The sequence below is a fragment of the Thermostichus vulcanus str. 'Rupite' genome (assembly GCF_022848905.1).
Classification (GTDB): domain Bacteria; phylum Cyanobacteriota; class Cyanobacteriia; order Thermostichales; family Thermostichaceae; genus Thermostichus; species Thermostichus vulcanus_A.
In genome coordinates, this window is record NZ_JAFIRA010000060.1 from 1 (window position 1) to 15,710 (window position 15,710).

Below are 15,710 nucleotides of genomic sequence, written 5' to 3' on the forward strand. Positions count from 1 at the left end.
ATAGGTAGGGTCGGCTCAGGGGATGGGGTAGTTGGCAATCCCCTGAACTCCATGAATACCTTGCAGTCTAAGGTTGCAAGGGGCTAGAAGGGAGAATCCCCCGGTTTCTAACCGGGGGAGTGTCAATGCATTTGTCAATCCCTTTAATCCCTTCAGCTTTTCTCTTCACTTGGGTGAGGGATCCGCAGGAGTTGATTGACCGGTGGGTAAGCCATACTCAACCGTTGACCATCCGGCCACTGGATCTGCACCTCTTTCACCCTTGATTCGGATCCCAGCCCAAAGTGAGCCACAGGTTCCATCTGACACAGGTAGCCACTGCCGGCATCAATGGCTTGCACCTGAACACGGACTCCGTCTTGGGAAGGGGAGGCGGTAACCAGCCTCACCAGCGCGCCGCGAGCCGGGGATCCCTGGCGGGTGAGGGGCAATACTCTCAGCCAGTTGTGGGCATTCGCCAAAGGTCGATACAGACTCAGGGGTTGTGGGCCGCTCTCCCCATGGGCGATTAGCAGCTCCAAACGACCATCCCCATCCAAGTCGGCGACTGCTGCGCCGGTACCCAATCCTTCCGGTTCGGTAGCTGCCCCTAGGTCAATGGCCTGCCAGGCTCCTGAACGATAGGCAAACAGACGGTTGGGTTCGCCAATATTGTTAAAAAACAGCTCAGGATAACCATCATTGTCAAAATCTGCCGCGATCACCGTGCGAATGCGGGAGGGCCTGGCCAGCTCAGGGGGGGCCACATTCTGAAATGCCCCGGTAGAAGTTTGTATCCAAAGCCGGTGGGGGCCTTCCCAGTTGCCATAGACCAAATCCAGCTGGCCATCCCCATCCAGATCCACTGCCGCCACACCGCGCCCATGTTCCAAGGGATCCTGCAAACCCACTTCGGCAGCAATATCTTCGAAGGTGCCGTTCCCCAGATTGCGAAACAAAAAGTTGGCTCCCTGCTCATTGACGGCAAAAATATCCATCCGCTGCGACACCAAAGGCACCGCCACCACACCCCGCCCACCCGTGACCCGATTCAACCCCACTTCCGGTGCCACGTCGGCGATCATCCCATGCGGGGTTAGTTCGTAGAGACGCATGGGGCCGCCATAGTTGGCCACAAAAAATCCGTAGCGCCCCTGCCCTAGCCGATCGATGCAGGCCACAGAGCGACCCGCCGTCAGGTTCAGGGCATCCTGGTTTTGCGGCAGTGAAAATAGATCCACCCAGCCGGATCCCTGCCTATCGAACAGCCGATCCCCAAAGCGTTTGCGCCCACCAAAGGTGTCGGTATTGAGGACGTAAAGCTCTTCCTGGCCATCCCCATCAAAATCTCCCGCCGCCACCCCAATGGCCATGCGCTCCACATCCGCCAGGGTCTCGTCCGCTTGATCCACCAAAGCTTGATCTTCCCATTTCAAGACCCGATTCGGGCCACGAAACCCACACACGAACAGCTCAAAAGCCCTGTCCTGATCCAAATCACACACAGCAACGCCGTAATGGAGGGCGGGTGGGTTCAAGCGGATCAGAGAACTGCAATCCTGAAACATGGGTATCCCATCCGGTGTCAAGGAGAAGGATAAGGAGGCCTGGTGAAGCTCCTCGCTCTAATGGTATGCTGGATCTCCGCTGCAATTTCTCTTTCCAGCCATGCCACGCATCAAATCTGCCATTAAGCGCGTTCAGATCGCGGAGCGTAATCGGTTGCGCAACAAGGCCACCAAAGCAACGGTGCGCGGTCTGATGAAGAAAGTGATCTCTCTGTCGAATGCTTACGCCGCCAACCAACAGCAAGAGACCCTGCAAGAAATTCAATCGGCCATGAGTGCTGCCTTCAGTCGCATCGACAAAGCAGCCAAAACCGGCGTGTTGCACAAGAACACAGCGGCCCGTCGTAAGGCTCGGCTGGCTCGAGTGGTAAAACTGGCTACATCCTCCACAGGGGCTTCGTGAACCCAAGCTATTGATCGATCCTTATATCAACATGTCAACCCCTGTGATGTCTTGAGAGCTTATCACAAGTGACGCAGCCCAGCCATGAGGCCCCGACACACTCCAGCCAAAAAGTCTAGGTCTAAGGTTTCTGGGCTATCGCTGAGCTTGTGGTAGTGGGGGTTGCGTAGGTCGGCGGTGTCGGTGACCAGAACGGCTCGATAGCCTTCATCCCAAAAGGGGGCATGGTCACTACGGCGGGTACTGGGAACGATCCACCCTCGCTGCCCGGCAGGTAGCCACTGACACGGGATCCCTGCCTTTTTCAGGCTTTGTTGCAGGCGCAGCAGATCCGGTAGCGTCGGCCAGTTGCCGATCAGCCCGATGTAATCCCCCCGATCCGGGTAAAACCGCTCCAGCCCAGTGGGGTAGCGTTGGGAACCTGCTGTTGGATCCCGGTAGCCCAGCATCTCCAAAGAGAGCATCAGCCGTAGGGGTTGTCCCTGCTGTTTGAGAAATTGCGCGTAGGCCGTGCTGCCCACCAGACCGCGTTCCTCCAGATCAAACGCCACCAGCCAAAGGGGGGAACGGGAGGGATCCTGAGCAAAATACCGGGCCAACTCCAGCAGCACCGCTACCCCACTGGCGTTGTCATCCGCCCCTGGCGATGCAGGCACGGCATCAAAATGCGCCCCGACCAGAATGGGATCCCGTCTTGGGCTGGATCCCGGCAATTTTAAGATCCAATTGCCATAGGTGCGACGACAATACTCAAACCGGAATTCCTCCAGGGATCCCCACCGAGACAGCTGTTCCTGGACATACTGCTTCACCTGACAATAGCCCAAGGGCGACCAGTCGGGATCGCGGGGATGGGCCACCTGTCGCACATGGGCTTCCAGCCGTGGCTTGAGATCCTCCATGACCAGCAAAGGACTCCGTCTTGCTGACACGAATGGCTAGACGGTGACCTGTTGGGCATGAATATGCTGGGCCAACTCCAGGGTGAAATAACGATGGGATCCGGCTGTCCCCTGCAACACCTGAAAGGGATCCCCCGGCTCACCAAGATGATCCAGCACCAGGGCTGCCCCAGAAAAATCCTGAGCCTGGGTATAGTCATTCACCGTCACCACTGTCGGGATCCCAGCTTGCTGGGCAGACTGTAAGCCATTCTGGGAGTCTTCCAAGGCCAGACAATCCTGCGGGCGCAGGCCCATGTGCTCCAGGGTGTAGTGGTAAATATCCGGGGCGGGCTTCTTGGCAGGGACGATATCCCCGGCAGCAATTACCTCAAACCATTGCAAGCTCTCCGGTAGGGTGTGTTGCAGCAGGGCTGTGACATTTTCAGGAGTGGTGGTGGTGGCAATGGCCAAACGGATTCCGGCTGTTTTCGCCTCCTGCAACAGGCGTTTCACCCCGGTACGCAAAGGGATCCCGCCCTGAGCTAGTAAAGCCGTATAGTGGCGGGTTTTGGCTTGGTGTAGGTTGGCAATCAAATCCGTGAGATCTGCTCCTGGAGGTAGGGTAGGCCGCTCCCTTTCGATGAAGTGGCGGATTCGCTCTTTACCCCCTGTGATCGCCAGCAACTGACCGTACAATTCCACCGACCACTGCCAATCCAGGCCCGCCTCGGCAAAGGCCGCATTAAAAGCAACCCGATGGCCATCTCGCTCCGTATCCGCCAGGGTGCCGTCCACATCGAAGATCAAGGCTTGCAGTTGCATCGGTCAGCCTCCAACAGGGCGCCCCTATGCTACCGCAGCTCCGGGATCCCAACTCAGGCACGGGCCTTGGGGGTGATCTTCAAAATGGTGGAACGGGATCCGGTTTGGGCGGCACCATTCCCCTGAAGCTCCTTGTCGGTCGAGGAGGTTGTGCGAGTCAGTGGGACGGAGTCCTTGGATTTCTTGGCTTGGCTGGCTGTGGCTTTACGGGTACTGCTGGGGGTCGCTTTAGCTTTGGTGCTGCTTTTTGCTTGGGTTTTCGCAGATTGGCTGGTGGTGGCTTTGCCGGTGGAGCGCCCTTTTGCGGTCGGGCTCCCTTCTTTTTCCGCTAGCACCTGCAGGGCAACTTCCAGGGTAGCTTCTTCGGCAGGCATCTCTTTGGGCAAAGAGGCATTCACCTTGCCATGCTTGACATACAACCCATAGGGGCCATTGTGCAAATTGACCGGCTCACCATCCTCCGGATGGGATCCCAGCTCTCGCAAGGGTTTGGCGGATCCCCGCCCGCGCCCTTTTTTGGGTTGGGCCAGCAACTCCAACGCCCGCTCAAAGCTCACCGTTAATACATCCTCACCGGCAGGCAGAGAGCGGAAATCCCCATCGCAAACCACATAGGGCCCAAAGCGACCAATGCCAGCTTGCACTTTTTTGCCGGACTCGGGGTGTTCGCCGAGGGTACGGGGCAAACTGAGCAACCCCAAGGCAATCTCTGGGGTGACCTGATCCGGCCTCATCCCCTTGGGGAGAGAGGTGCGCTTGGGTTTCTTATTGTCTTCTGAAACATCCCCCAACTGCACATAGGGGCCATAGGGGCCTTGGGGCACCACGTACACTGGCTCTTGAGTTTCCGGGTGAAAGGCAATCGGTTTGGGGCCTTCCTGCTTGAGTTTGATTAGCTCCGCCACCTGTTCTTCGCTCAAATCGGCGGGAGGAATATCCTCTGGCAGGTTGGCACGGACTTCCCCCCCTTCACTTTCTACCGCCACGTAGGGGCCATAAGGGCCAATGCCGATTTTGACGGGTAAATTGTCGAGATGGATGGAGCGGGCTAGGCTGGAATCAATTTCTGACTCGCGGGCTTTCACCTGTCCCTCTAGGCCCTGCTCCCCCAAAAAGAAGTGGCGCAAATAGGGCAGCCACTCCGCCTGCCCAGAGGCAATATCGTCCAGGGTTTGCTCCATCTGGGCAGTAAAGCGGGTATTCACCAGGTCGGGGAAGTATTTTTCCAACAGTTCAGTGACAGCAAAGGCGGTGTAGGTGGGCACCAGAGCATTGCCCATGGGTTTGACGTAGCCCCGACTCACAATCGTGTTCAGGATGGTAGCGTAGGTGCTAGGGCGACCAATCCCTTCACTTTCCAAGACTTTGACCAGGGAGGCTTCCGTAAACCGGGCTGGGGGCTGGGTTTCGTGACCAATAGGTTCTAGCTTCTGACATTCGGGATGATCCCCTTGGCGCAGCAGGGGCAAATGCACTTCCCGATCCTCAAGGGCAGCATCGGGGTCGTCGGATCCCTCTACGTAGGCGCGGAAAAAGCCCGGAAAATCTATTCGCTTGCCACTCGCCCGAAACACGGCATCTTCCACAGCGATCAGTACTGTGGTGTGGGTTTGTCGAGCCTCTGCCATTTGGCTAGCGACTGTGCGTTTCCAAATCAGGTCGTAAAGAGCTAATTCCTGCCCGGATAAAGGGGTTTGGTTGGGCAGACGAAATTCGGATCCGGCAGGGCGAATCGCTTCGTGGGCTTCCTGGGCCCCTTTGGATTTGGTGGTGTACTGGCGAGGTTTGGGGCTGAGGTATTCCTTGCCGTACATGGATTCCACGCAGGCACGGGCGGCACTGATCGCTTGTTCTGATAGATGCACCGAGTCAGTACGCATGTAGGTGATGTAGCCCTCTTCGTAGAGCTTTTGGGCAATGCGCATCGTCTGTTGGGCCGACAGGTGCAGCTTGCGGTTGGCCTCCTGCTGCAGCGTGGAGGTGGTAAAGGGAGGGGCAGGTTTGCGGGTGGAGGGGCGCTCTTCGACGGAGCTAACGGTCCAAGTTTTGCCCAGGAGGCGGGTTTGCAGGGCTTCCGCCTGAGCCTGATCCAGCAGCACCACATCCCGCCCAGCGGCAATTTGGCCCGTATTTTCATCGAAATCCTGTCCGGTGGCCAGCCGTTTGCCCGCCAAGTTCACCAACTCTGCCGGAAAAGGGGTTTGATTTTGGATCAGCTCCGCCTTCAGATCCCAATAGGATCCCTTTTTGAAGGCCCGCCGTTGTCGCTCCCGATCCACCAGCAGCTTGACCGCCACCGACTGAACCCGCCCTGCCGACAGTTTGGGGGCAATTTTTTTCCAGAGCAGGGGGGAGAGGGTGTAGCCCACCAGGCGATCCAAAATGCGGCGGGTTTCTTGGGCCCGCACCAGTTGCTCATCTACCTCACGACAGTTTTGCAGCGCTTCTTGAATCGCTTCGCGGGTGATCTCGTGGAAGACCATGCGGCGGGTGGGCACTTTGGGTCTTAAGATTTGTTGCAGGTGCCAGCTAATGCTCTCCCCCTCCCGGTCTTCGTCTGTGGCCAAGATCAGCTCATCCGCTTTTTTCAGGGCATCCTTCAGCTCTTTGACCACCTTCTTTTTGTCTTTCGGGATCACGTAGAGGGGCTCAAAATCCGCCCGCACGTTCACCCCCAAACGGCTCCAATCTTCCCCCTTCACCTCCTCTGGAATCTCGGCTGCCGAATCGGGCAGATCCCGCACATGCCCCATCGAGGCCTGCACCTCATAGCCATCGGGTAAAAAACCCCGGATGGTGCGGGCTTTGGTGGGAGATTCGACAATGACCAGCTTGGACATGATGATGTTGGGAGTAATCGACTCAACCGGCTTTGCTCCCCAGATTGGGGATCCACTGGGACAGAGCGCACCGCTGCGGTGCCTAACGACAATTGGGTGCTTTTCTGGAGCGTAGCAAGTCTATCTGCACTTGACTAGCGGTTATGGGGGATTGATCCGAAAAGTCTGTGTTCATCTGACCCCTTTGCAAGAAGATGATGAAACGATGAAACTGCACCATTTTTCCATTCGCGCTGCCGATATCTTCCGCTCCATTGCCTTTTATGAAGGGTTAGGGTTTGCCATCGAGGAACGCTTTACCACGGGCATGACCCTCGCCTGTTGGATGGTGGGGCCATGGGGACGCCTAGAGCTGATGCAGGTGCCTGAGCCTCACCCCGCCCCGGATCCCTTTGGGGATCCCCATTACGTCGGCTACTACCACCCCTCCATCGAAATTGGCCCTGAGTGGGGATCCCTGTCTGCCTATCTGGAGCATCTCCAGGCTCAAGTGCCCGTTACCCTCTTGCTTCCCCCACAACCCCAGCAGATTGGCACCCAACTCTACACAGTTGCTTTTATTGCCGATCCGGATGGCCTGCCGATTGAATTGCTCTACCCCCAGGGATCCCCTAACGCGGAGCAGGGTTAACTCGTTGCCCAACCCAGGGGAGCTGCTGATCGACACCGGGTCGTGAAGAGTCAAAAAAATATTCAGGATCTGGGGATTTGAGAAGAAAGGGTACCCTTGAGGCTAAGCTGGTAAAGCCTTACTGGCAAACCTTTTTCGCTATCTGCAAAGCAGGTGGGTTCATGAAGGCTCAACTTCCGGTCACCATCTTGACAGGCTTTTTGGGGAGTGGCAAAACTACACTGCTCAAACGCATTTTGCAAGAAGAGCATGGGTTGCGCATTGGTGTGATTCTGAATGAATTTGGCGAAATTTCTATTGATGGTGAGCTGGTGAATATGCCTGAAGCGGGGCTGATGCAGCTGAGTAATGGTTGTCTGTGCTGCACGGTACGAGACGACTTTGAACAGGCGGCCCGAGAACTGCTCAAGCGTACGGAAGAGTTGGACTATTTGCTGGTGGAAACCAGTGGTGTGGCGGATCCCAGGCAGGTGACCGAGCTGTTTGTGCAGAGGGCATTTCACGAGGATCTGCGCTTGGATGGGGTGGTGACGTTGGTGGATGGCTCCGAATATTGGCATAATTTTCAGCACTCCCAAACCGCAGCGCATCAGATCAGCAGTGCCGATATTTTGTTGCTGAATAAAGTGGATTTGATCACAGACGCAGAACGGGATCAGATTTTGTTGGATGTGCGTCGCTACAACCCGGATGCCCCCTGCCTGCTCACCACCCATGCCCAGGTGCCCTTGGCCCGCATTTTGGATGTCCATGCTTTTCAGCCGGAGCTATGGGATCCCCATCTCGAGGCGGAAGAAAACTCTCATCATCTCCATCCCCAGGGTTCTGCACCGCTGACACAAACTGATGAGCACCACCACAGCCATCACCTGGAAGAAGACGGGATTCAATCGGTGAGTTTTCAACTGGAGCAACCGTTGGATCTAGCGGAGTTTCGGGATTGGCTGCAAGACTTGCCAGATACGATCTTTCGAGCCAAAGGAGTGTTATCGGTTATAGATGAGCCGCAACGGGTGATTTTTCATCAGGTGGGCCATCGCCAGACCCTATTCCTAGAGCGAGAGTGGGATCCCGATGAGCTCCGCCTGTCGAAAATTGTCTTGATTGGCAAAGAGTTACAACGAGAACGGTTGGCCGCTAGCCTAAACCAGGTGTGTGAGGCAACTGCCGCCCGCTAACGATTCCCAGTTCTTTCTGATTACCCGTGAAACGCTATGGCACGCAGCAAACTTTCAGAACAAGAACAGCAACAGATCGTCAGCACCTATCGGGGGTCGCCTGCCACCGCTGTGGAATTGGCGGAGCAATTTCAGGTCAGCATCAGTACCATTGCCCGTGTACTGAAGGAAAATATTGAAGCCGATGAATATCAACAGTTGGTCAGTAGCAAACGCTCGGCTGCCCGCCGTAGAGAGACTGGAGAAGAAATCTCAGAGTCTCCGCCCCCCGAGCCGGTCTCTAGCCCTTCCGTCCCAGGGCCTGAGCCTATCGCCACGCCTGTTCCCAACCGAACCCGTCGCCGTTCCTCCAGCCTTCGGGATCCCGAAGCTCAACAGCAGGTACTCCCCCTCACCTCAGAATCCGAAGCCGCTCCTGCAGATCCAACCCCAGATCCAACCTTAGAAGAGGAAGACCTCACGGAGACAGAGCTGCCCTCTGAGACGTTGAAGTCGGCGGAACTGGAGTTGGTGGCTGAGCTTGAAGAAGAACTAGAGGAGGACGAAACTGACGATGACAGCGAACTGGAGGATTTAGAAGACGAGGAGGAAGAGGATGAAGACTCGGATGATTTCCTAGAGGATGCCCCTGCAGCGGACAGCTTGGCCGAGGCAGGCTACTCATTTCAGGTGTTGCCCCTAGAGGAGCTTATCCCCCCTGAAACCTGTTACGCCGTGATTGATCGCTATCAAGAGCTGGCCACCCGCCCGCTGAAGGAGTTTTTCAACCTGGGATCCCTGCCCTCCAACATCGAAGGGCTGGATAGCGCCAATACCCTGCCCATTTTTGACAACCACAAAGTGGCCCGTCGCTTTTCGGAGATGAGCCGCCGCGGCAGCAACACCTATCCTCCCTACCGAGTGATTCAGTTCCCCGGGCACATTTTGGAGGCGGTGCGTACCCAACTGCAAAACAAAGGGATCACCCACCTGTTGATGGATGGGCAAATTTACACGCTGTAAAACGGGGCAAAAAAGGATCCCTGACCTTTTGGTGGGTTGAACAGGGATCCCTAAAGGCAATATCTGCCGCCTTAGTCTACCGCAGCACCCGCATACTCCAGCTCTTCCACCGCTATTTCCAGTGGGGCTTCTTCCGGTTGTCCTTGCTTTGCTGCCAGCATTTGCTCACGATACTTGGCTGCCATTTCTTCGGCGCCATCGTAAACCAGCTGGGGATCCCGGGTCATATCGCCAGGGTTAGCCTCCAACTGCTTGGTAGACAGCGAAATCCGCCCCCGTTCGGCATCGAGGTCGATGATCATCACCTTGACTTCGTCGTTGACGTTGAAGACGCTGTGAGGTGTATCGATGTGATCGTGGGAGATCTCGGAAATGTGCAGCAGGCCAGAAACACCGCCAATATCGATGAAGGCGCCATAGGGCTTGATACCGCGTACCGTACCCACTACCACTTCCCCTACTTCCAGCTTGTTCATCTTCCGCTCCACCAAGGCGCGGCGATGGCTCAACACCAGGCGGTTGCGGTCTTCATCCACTTCCAAGAACTTCAAGGGTAACTCTTCCCCCACCAACTCTTCCTTCGGCTTGCGGGTGCTGATGTGGGATCCCGGAATAAAGCCCCGTAAACCTTCAATGCGCACCAAGGCTCCACCCCGGTTGGTGGCAAAAATGGCGGAGCGCACAGTGGCATCTTCTTTTTGCAACTGCCGTACCCGTTCCCAAGCCCGCATGTACTCAATGCGACGAATGGAGAGGGTTAGCTGCCCTTCTTCGTTCTCTTCGGTAAGGATAAAAAACTCGCGGGTCTCCCCCGGCTGCAACATCTCGTGGGGGTCATCCAACCGGCTGATGGACATCTCCTGCAACGGCAGAAAAGCAGCGGTCTTGGCGCCAATATCGATCAACGCGCCACGCGGCTCCACTGAGAACACCGTACCCGCCACGATTTCCCCAGGGCTGAAATGATAATCGTACTTATCGAGTAGGGCGGCAAAATCCTCAGTGGTAAAACCTACATCAGCGGTAGCGGTGAATCGACTCATAATGGTGCAGCAGCAGGCCGGTTGGCGCGGATAAAGGGCAAAGAACAGGTGAACAAAGTGACAAGGTCCCCAGAGAGCACACTCTCTAACTACCCCACACGCGACGGGGCAATAGATTCGGGAAACACTATCCTAGCTTAGAGGCGTGCCGTTTGTGGCAGATTTCCATCAGATCCTGCCAAGCTAGATCAGGATTCGGGAGAACAACGGTTGCAATTTATTGACCAAGCGGAAATTGAGGTGCAAGCAGGGGATGGCGGAGATGGCATGGTCGCTTTCCGCAGAGAGAAGTATGTGCCTGCTGGAGGACCTTCTGGGGGTAATGGTGGACGCGGAGGCTCCGTGATTTTGGTGGCGGATCCCAACCTGCAAACCCTACTGGATTTTCGCTTTCAGCCTGTGATCAAAGCTGAGCACGGGGCTAAGGGGGGGCCCAATAATCGCACTGGGGCTAGTGGCGCAGATCGGTGGGTGCGGGTGCCCTGTGGCACGGTGGTTCACAACGCTCAAACTGGGGAAATCCTTGGGGATTTGACCCACAAAGAGGATCAACTGCTAGTGGCACGAGGGGGGCAAGGAGGACTGGGCAATGCCCACTTTCTGAGCAACCGCAATCGCGCCCCCCACCAATTCACCAAGGGCAAACCGGGAGAACATGTGCGGCTGCGGCTGGAGTTGAAACTGATTGCCGAAGTGGGCATTGTTGGCCTACCGAATGCGGGCAAATCCACGTTGATTTCGGTGCTGTCTTCCGCGCGGCCCAAGATTGCCGACTACCCCTTCACGACCTTGCAACCCAACTTGGGGGTAGTACCGCACCCACTGGGAGATGGGGTGGTGTTTGCGGATATTCCGGGGCTGATCGAGGGAGCCCACTTAGGGGTGGGGTTAGGCCACGAGTTTTTGCGCCATGTGGAGCGCACGCGGGTCTTGATTCACCTAGTGGATGGTACGGCGGCGGATCCCGTCAAGGATTACCAAACGATTCAACAAGAGCTGCAAGCCTACGGCCATGGCCTTACGGAGAAACCGCAAATTCTGGTTTTGAATAAGATCGATGCCCTCACACCCCAAGAGATTGCTGAACGCTGCCAACGCTTATCTGCCGCCGCCGGTAGTTCTGTGTTGGCCATTTCCGCCATTGCTAAGCAGGGGTTGGATCCCTTGCTGCAGCGGGTGTGGGAACAACTGAGCTTAGAACGGCAGCCTGCGGGCGCAGGGGAGTTTGGCCTTGCTGCCGGAAAGTCTGTACACTGAGCGAGTTCTGGTGCGAAGCAAACTTAGAATAAGCCTGTGCCTTCCCAAGACCTAGAGACCCTATGTATATTTCGGAGGAGAATCTGCCACCCGATTTGCGTCAGATCATGTTGGCTATTAAGCAGGCAGCTGAAGTGAGGGCAGGAGCCTGTGTGGATTTGTTGATGCTCCTGCGGCTATTGGAGGAAATGCACCGGCTGATCTTGGATGGCACCTTTCGGGAGTCGTTGCCCAATACTCGGCAGGCCCTCTACCGTGTGTTGCAGGATTTGGAAGAGGCGGGAGATTGGCCCTATTTGCCTCGGCTACATATTCAAGCTTTGATGCAGCAGTTGGAGGGATCCACTCCCATGCTGGTGCCGCCCACACCCCGTTCTTTTGAGCCCTTTGGAGGGGAAGTTTCCGATCCATGAACTGAGTCAATGGCCGAGTATTTCAAACTCCATCCTCAATATCCCCAAGCGCGCTCCCTTCAGCGAATCACGGCGGCTTTGCGAGATGGAGCGGTGATGCTTTATCCCACGGATACGGTCTATGCCATTGGCTGTGATGTCACCCACAAGCAGGCGGTTGAGCGGGTGCGCCGCATTAAGCAACTGTCCAACGACAAACCCCTCACGTTTTTGTGCCCCTCTCTGTCTCGGATTGCCCACTATGCCCAGGTAACGGATCCCGCCTATCGGTTGATGCGTCGGTTGATCCCCGGCCCGTTTACGTTCCTGCTGCCTGCCACCAAGCTGGTTCCGAAGCTGGTGATGGATCCAAAACGGAAAACCACGGGGATTCGCGTGCCCGATTCCACCATTTGTCAGGCTTTGTTAGCGGAGCTGGGCAATCCGATTGTTTCCACCTCCGCGAAGTTGAGTGGGGATACCGTCGGATCCCTGGATTTCCGTTCCGGTCGAGAATGGGAGGTTGGTGATGGCCTGGAGAGCCTTGCTGCTGAAGAAATGAAGCATCTGGAAAAACAGGTGGATCTGGTGCTAGATGATGATGCTCCCTATCGAGCCAAAGTTTCGACGGTGATCGATTTGACGGGGCTGGAGCCGCTGGTGGTGCGGGCTGGTTTGGGGTACGACCAAGTGGCGGATTTACAACTGGCGGAACTGGAGTCTTGAAGGATCAGGATCCGGTTCACTGTCCAGCGAACCCTAAAATAGAGGCGGTGCCCACGCGGTTTGCCCATGCCCGAAGCTCTGGCTCAGCAAAAATTCGATCTGTTGCGCACCCTTGAGGCAACCGACCGGGGCCGCCACGTTTTGCCCGACCAAAAATCCGAGATTTTGGCGAAAATTGCAGCTCTAGAAGCCCGCAACCCCACTCCTTATCCCACCGCTGCCCCTACTCTGCTAGAGGGCAATTGGCTGACCCTCTTCACCACGAGTGCAGATTTGTTACGCCTGGCCAATAGCCTTCCCCTGGTGACAACCGGGGAGATTTACCAGTGCATTCGCACCCAAACCCAGCAGGTCTTTAACGTGGCGGAGGTTCAGGGATCCGGCTGGCTAGGGGCTTGGGTACCTCGGGGGGTTTTTGCGGTATCGGCTCGGTTTAAACCGGCCTCGGAGCAGCGGGTGCAGGTGGTGTTCGAGCGCTTTGTGCTCGGATCCCAGGCGTTGATGAACTACGAGATCGAGAGCTTTCTTTATTTGCTAGAACATGCTCCGGGACGGATCCCAGCCCTTAAAATCGACATTCGCCGACGGGAACAAAGCGGTTGGTTGGATATCACCTATCTGGATGAAGATCTGCGCATTGGTCGAGGTAGTGAAGGGAGTCTCTTCGTTTTGCAAAAGGTATCCTCTTAACCCCTCCAAGAGGGGGCAAGCTTCCCGTCACATCCCCTCAAAACTCCTGACTGCTCTGGGCCAACATTTGCTGGATGTCGAAGTCTAACCCTTTCACCGACTCCAACACCGAACGGGTGATCAGCTTTCCTTCCTGCACCAGGGTTATCCCCGTTACAGGGTGCAATAGCGGTTGTTCTGCCCGCCGCCCAACCAGAGCCTCGATATCTTTGAAGGCGTTGACATACATCCCTGCGGGCAATTCCACCACCACGCCTTCCCCGAGCACACGCGCTTGACAGGCGAGGCGAGAATTGGGCTTGCAGGTGGTGATCACCTCGAGGGTGCGTTGTTCCCGTTTGGTCAAGCCAGACAGGGATTCCATCCCCTCTTTGACGTACACATGACAGGTGGCGCAGAGGCCACGCCCGCCACACTCTTTCAGGACATTGAGATCCTCTTGCAGGAGTACCGAGAGCAGATTGCTATTGGTGGCAATTTCCGACACCTGAGCGATCGGATCCAACCGCACACGCTTGACCATAAGCCCCTCTTGTTACATTCCTTAACAATAGCTTGCCCCTAGAAGGGGATCCCAGTAGCATCCGCTTCGCATCATTGCATCTGGTTTTCGTCTGGAGACCCGCACCCACCTTGCCCACAGCATAGGTGCCGGGAGAAAAGCCCGCCTCCATCCAGGTTTGCGGGTCAAGATCTGGATGAGCCAGACTAGCCCCATGAGCCAGACCCTATTTGTACGTTGCAAGCTTCTAGTCCCTGTAAAGCTTCAGCCAGACATTAAACTAACCGCACTGTGCAAACGTTTGCAGACGTGTGCAGCCAGATTCTGGAAACTGCCAAACGCGAGAAATGCTGGAACACTGTTCAAGTCACCTGCACCACCTGACTTATAAGTCGGTTAGTCACCTGACATGGGGTTACTCCCCTTCGCGACAGCGGTGCGGAGCACTCTAGCCCTTTTGAAATGGGTTAGCGACACAGCGGTTGTTATAGCAAACCCGCGTTCACTTTTGGGGTGGCGCAGCCTGCCGTAGGCATTGTTGCTACGCAACGCTAATGCTACGCGACACGCGACTGCGGAGCATTAAAGGGCTGTAAGTGGCTGTAAGTTCGGTTTTACCAGAAACACTAGAGCTACTACGTCTGGTGAAAAGTTAGTGGAAATTAGTGAAGATTACCAACCACCGAGAGGTTCCCTGTGAGTATCAAAAGCGATCTGTAGTGGCTCATCTCAATTGTTCTCTTTCAGGATTACTAACGATGCAACAGCTTTTAGATAACTGCATAGATGAGCTGAGAAAATATATTTCCGCAGGGAGGCTGCCACATCGCATAGAACGTAAGGCGATCATCGCAAATTGGAACCCCGTGCATAACGGTGTCGTGCGACCCCAGCCACCACAGATTCTTCCTGCCTACTGCATCGTATCGCCGGAACCTACGGCACTGCCGAGCGTAGATATCGATGTGGCAGAACGGGACAAACATATTCTTAGGGTTCGGGAGGCGTTTAAGTTTTTGTTCGAGAAGGCCGGAACATCAAACCTACTTCAAGGAATGGAGGGTTTGATGCGAGAGGCTGTGATTGATGGCTATCGCTGCTCTGTTCTACCCTTCATTCCTGAAAGAGGTCAGTTGATTCCACGGAAGTCCATCGCGTCTAAAGCATTCAAGGCGTATGGATTCAAGAGCATTGGTAAAGCTACCTCCGGAAGCCTCACCTTCGCGAAGACTTTTATGGACAGTAAGTTTGAAGCACAGGTCGAGTTCGATTTTGGGACTTGGAGGCGGACAGTGATCGCGGACTTTTTCCTTCTCGAGAGAGGGGTGACTCGCATAGCAAAAGCCCATTGTCTGCATTATTGGTATTGGTCGTACGACATGGATATTCCTGTCCTTGATAAGCATTTGTTTCAAATCACAATGGAAAACGCGGCTTGCTCTGCGGGGTTTCTTACCACAGCGATTGAGCGGGCACTACTAGGGAAAGAGCTCAGTACAAAGACAAAAGTTGTAACGCTTGATTGAATGGCTCTCCTGGACTTATGGTGATCAAGGATTACTAAGGCCAGAAAGCTGCTAATAATCTAGCTCTGAAGTTAGTCATGTTGGTAAACCCATACCCTTGTCGCTTGATTACCTTGATCCAGTTGTTGATTCCCTCCATGATGCCACTGGTCACACGATTGGCAAAATACTGACAGATTCCCTGAAGATGATTCTGGATTGTTTTCACCACATCGGTGTAGACTCTCCGAGCATCTTTCAGCCATGCGACTATTTGAACCTCTCCTT

At 55.5% G+C, this 15,710-nt stretch carries 16 protein-coding genes; 9 read left to right on the forward strand and 7 right to left on the reverse strand.

Translation table 11 applies throughout. The annotated features are described in order from the left end of the window. Positions 1–152 precede the first annotated feature (152 nt). Positions 153–1,547, reverse strand: a complete 1,395-nt coding sequence (locus JX360_RS15770; protein WP_244352836.1) for a CRTAC1 family protein — start codon at positions 1,545–1,547, stop codon at positions 153–155. A gap of 100 nt (positions 1,548–1,647) precedes the next feature. On the opposite strand from JX360_RS15770, the gene rpsT reads away from it, so the two are divergent. Next, positions 1,648–1,950, forward strand: coding sequence for a 30S ribosomal protein S20 (rpsT, locus tag JX360_RS15775; RefSeq protein WP_244352837.1), 303 nt, complete (start codon positions 1,648–1,650; stop codon positions 1,948–1,950). Between the two features lie 62 nt (positions 1,951–2,012). Here rpsT and JX360_RS15780 read toward each other — a convergent pair whose 3' ends face one another. Genes JX360_RS15780 through topA form a run of 3 tightly spaced genes read right to left on the reverse strand, consistent with a single transcriptional unit; the run spans position 2,013 to position 6,496 of the window. Next, a complete protein-coding gene (locus JX360_RS15780) occupies positions 2,013–2,852 on the reverse strand; it encodes a M28 family peptidase (protein ID WP_244352838.1) in 840 nt (279 codons plus the stop codon). Positions 2,853–2,888: 36 nt separating this feature from the next. Next, on the reverse strand, positions 2,889–3,656 hold the full coding sequence (locus JX360_RS15785; protein ID WP_244352839.1) for an HAD family hydrolase: 768 nt from the start codon (positions 3,654–3,656) through the stop codon (positions 2,889–2,891). A 53-nt stretch (positions 3,657–3,709) separates the two neighbouring features. After that, positions 3,710–6,496 (reverse strand): type I DNA topoisomerase, encoded by a 2,787-nt coding sequence (topA, locus tag JX360_RS15790; RefSeq protein WP_244352840.1) that lies wholly within the window; start codon positions 6,494–6,496, stop codon positions 3,710–3,712. A 205-nt stretch (positions 6,497–6,701) separates the two neighbouring features. Here topA and JX360_RS15795 point away from each other — a divergent pair, with 205 nt between their 5' ends. From JX360_RS15795 to JX360_RS15805, 3 genes are all read left to right on the forward strand, one after another. Beyond that, the gene (locus tag JX360_RS15795; RefSeq protein ID WP_244352841.1) at positions 6,702–7,127 is read left to right on the forward strand and encodes a VOC family protein; all 426 of its coding nucleotides are present in this window, start codon (positions 6,702–6,704) and stop codon (positions 7,125–7,127) included. 161 nt (positions 7,128–7,288) lie between these two features. Next, complete coding sequence (locus JX360_RS15800; protein ID WP_244352842.1) at positions 7,289–8,305, forward strand: CobW family GTP-binding protein; 1,017 nt, start codon at positions 7,289–7,291, stop codon at positions 8,303–8,305. A gap of 36 nt (positions 8,306–8,341) precedes the next feature. Then, a complete protein-coding gene (locus tag JX360_RS15805; RefSeq protein WP_244352851.1) occupies positions 8,342–9,307 on the forward strand; it encodes a hypothetical protein in 966 nt (321 codons plus the stop codon). 71 nt (positions 9,308–9,378) lie between these two features. Here the strand turns inward: JX360_RS15805 and JX360_RS15810 are convergent, their stop codons facing one another. After that, positions 9,379–10,350, reverse strand: a complete 972-nt coding sequence (locus JX360_RS15810; protein ID WP_244352853.1) for a 30S ribosomal protein S1 — start codon at positions 10,348–10,350, stop codon at positions 9,379–9,381. Between the two features lie 210 nt (positions 10,351–10,560). Here JX360_RS15810 and obgE point away from each other — a divergent pair, with 210 nt between their 5' ends. The 4 genes from obgE to JX360_RS15830 all read left to right on the forward strand — a co-directional run bounded on the left by obgE (position 10,561) and on the right by JX360_RS15830 (position 13,415). After that, on the forward strand, positions 10,561–11,607 hold the full coding sequence (gene obgE, locus JX360_RS15815; RefSeq protein WP_244352861.1) for a GTPase ObgE: 1,047 nt from the start codon (positions 10,561–10,563) through the stop codon (positions 11,605–11,607). Positions 11,608–11,669: 62 nt separating this feature from the next. Then, the gene (locus tag JX360_RS15820; RefSeq protein WP_244352863.1) at positions 11,670–12,020 is read left to right on the forward strand and encodes a hypothetical protein; all 351 of its coding nucleotides are present in this window, start codon (positions 11,670–11,672) and stop codon (positions 12,018–12,020) included. Positions 12,021–12,029: 9 nt separating this feature from the next. Then, positions 12,030–12,725: an L-threonylcarbamoyladenylate synthase gene (locus tag JX360_RS15825; RefSeq protein ID WP_244352872.1), complete on the forward strand. Its 696-nt coding sequence runs from the start codon at positions 12,030–12,032 to the stop codon at positions 12,723–12,725. 66 nt (positions 12,726–12,791) lie between these two features. Continuing rightward, entirely contained in the window at positions 12,792–13,415 is a 624-nt protein-coding gene (locus JX360_RS15830; protein ID WP_244352874.1) for a PAP/fibrillin family protein, read from the forward strand. A 37-nt stretch (positions 13,416–13,452) separates the two neighbouring features. On the opposite strand, the gene JX360_RS15835 is transcribed toward JX360_RS15830, so the two are convergent. Continuing rightward, entirely contained in the window at positions 13,453–13,938 is a 486-nt protein-coding gene (locus JX360_RS15835) for a 2Fe-2S iron-sulfur cluster-binding protein (RefSeq protein WP_244352876.1), read from the reverse strand. A 737-nt stretch (positions 13,939–14,675) separates the two neighbouring features. On the opposite strand from JX360_RS15835, the gene JX360_RS15840 reads away from it, so the two are divergent. Then, positions 14,676–15,443, forward strand: a complete 768-nt coding sequence (locus tag JX360_RS15840) for a hypothetical protein (RefSeq protein ID WP_244352878.1) — start codon at positions 14,676–14,678, stop codon at positions 15,441–15,443. Positions 15,444–15,477: 34 nt separating this feature from the next. Here the strand turns inward: JX360_RS15840 and JX360_RS15845 are convergent. After that, on the reverse strand, positions 15,478–15,710 hold a 233-nt coding region (locus tag JX360_RS15845), incomplete at its 5' end, for a transposase (RefSeq protein WP_244352880.1).

What these genes read in the sequence shown, in the direction of transcription:
- JX360_RS15840 (WP_244352878.1), top strand. Translation starts at nt 14,676, where the DNA reads ATGCAACAGCTTTTAGATAACTGCATAGATGAGCTGAGAAAATATATT.
- JX360_RS15820 (WP_244352863.1), top strand. Translation starts at nt 11,670, where the DNA reads ATGTATATTTCGGAGGAGAATCTGCCACCCGATTTGCGTCAGATCATG.
- JX360_RS15825 (WP_244352872.1), top strand. Translation starts at nt 12,030, where the DNA reads ATGGCCGAGTATTTCAAACTCCATCCTCAATATCCCCAAGCGCGCTCC.
- JX360_RS15780 (WP_244352838.1), bottom strand. Translation starts at nt 2,852, where the DNA reads ATGGAGGATCTCAAGCCACGGCTGGAAGCCCATGTGCGACAGGTGGCC.
- JX360_RS15800 (WP_244352842.1), top strand. Translation starts at nt 7,289, where the DNA reads ATGAAGGCTCAACTTCCGGTCACCATCTTGACAGGCTTTTTGGGGAGT.
- rpsT (WP_244352837.1), top strand. Translation starts at nt 1,648, where the DNA reads ATGCCACGCATCAAATCTGCCATTAAGCGCGTTCAGATCGCGGAGCGT.
- JX360_RS15795 (WP_244352841.1), top strand. Translation starts at nt 6,702, where the DNA reads ATGAAACTGCACCATTTTTCCATTCGCGCTGCCGATATCTTCCGCTCC.
- JX360_RS15830 (WP_244352874.1), top strand. Translation starts at nt 12,792, where the DNA reads ATGCCCGAAGCTCTGGCTCAGCAAAAATTCGATCTGTTGCGCACCCTT.
- JX360_RS15785 (WP_244352839.1), bottom strand. Translation starts at nt 3,656, where the DNA reads ATGCAACTGCAAGCCTTGATCTTCGATGTGGACGGCACCCTGGCGGAT.
- JX360_RS15810 (WP_244352853.1), bottom strand. Translation starts at nt 10,350, where the DNA reads ATGAGTCGATTCACCGCTACCGCTGATGTAGGTTTTACCACTGAGGAT.
- JX360_RS15805 (WP_244352851.1), top strand. Translation starts at nt 8,342, where the DNA reads ATGGCACGCAGCAAACTTTCAGAACAAGAACAGCAACAGATCGTCAGC.
- JX360_RS15835 (WP_244352876.1), bottom strand. Translation starts at nt 13,938, where the DNA reads ATGGTCAAGCGTGTGCGGTTGGATCCGATCGCTCAGGTGTCGGAAATT.
- topA (WP_244352840.1), bottom strand. Translation starts at nt 6,496, where the DNA reads ATGTCCAAGCTGGTCATTGTCGAATCTCCCACCAAAGCCCGCACCATC.
- JX360_RS15770 (WP_244352836.1), bottom strand. Translation starts at nt 1,547, where the DNA reads ATGTTTCAGGATTGCAGTTCTCTGATCCGCTTGAACCCACCCGCCCTC.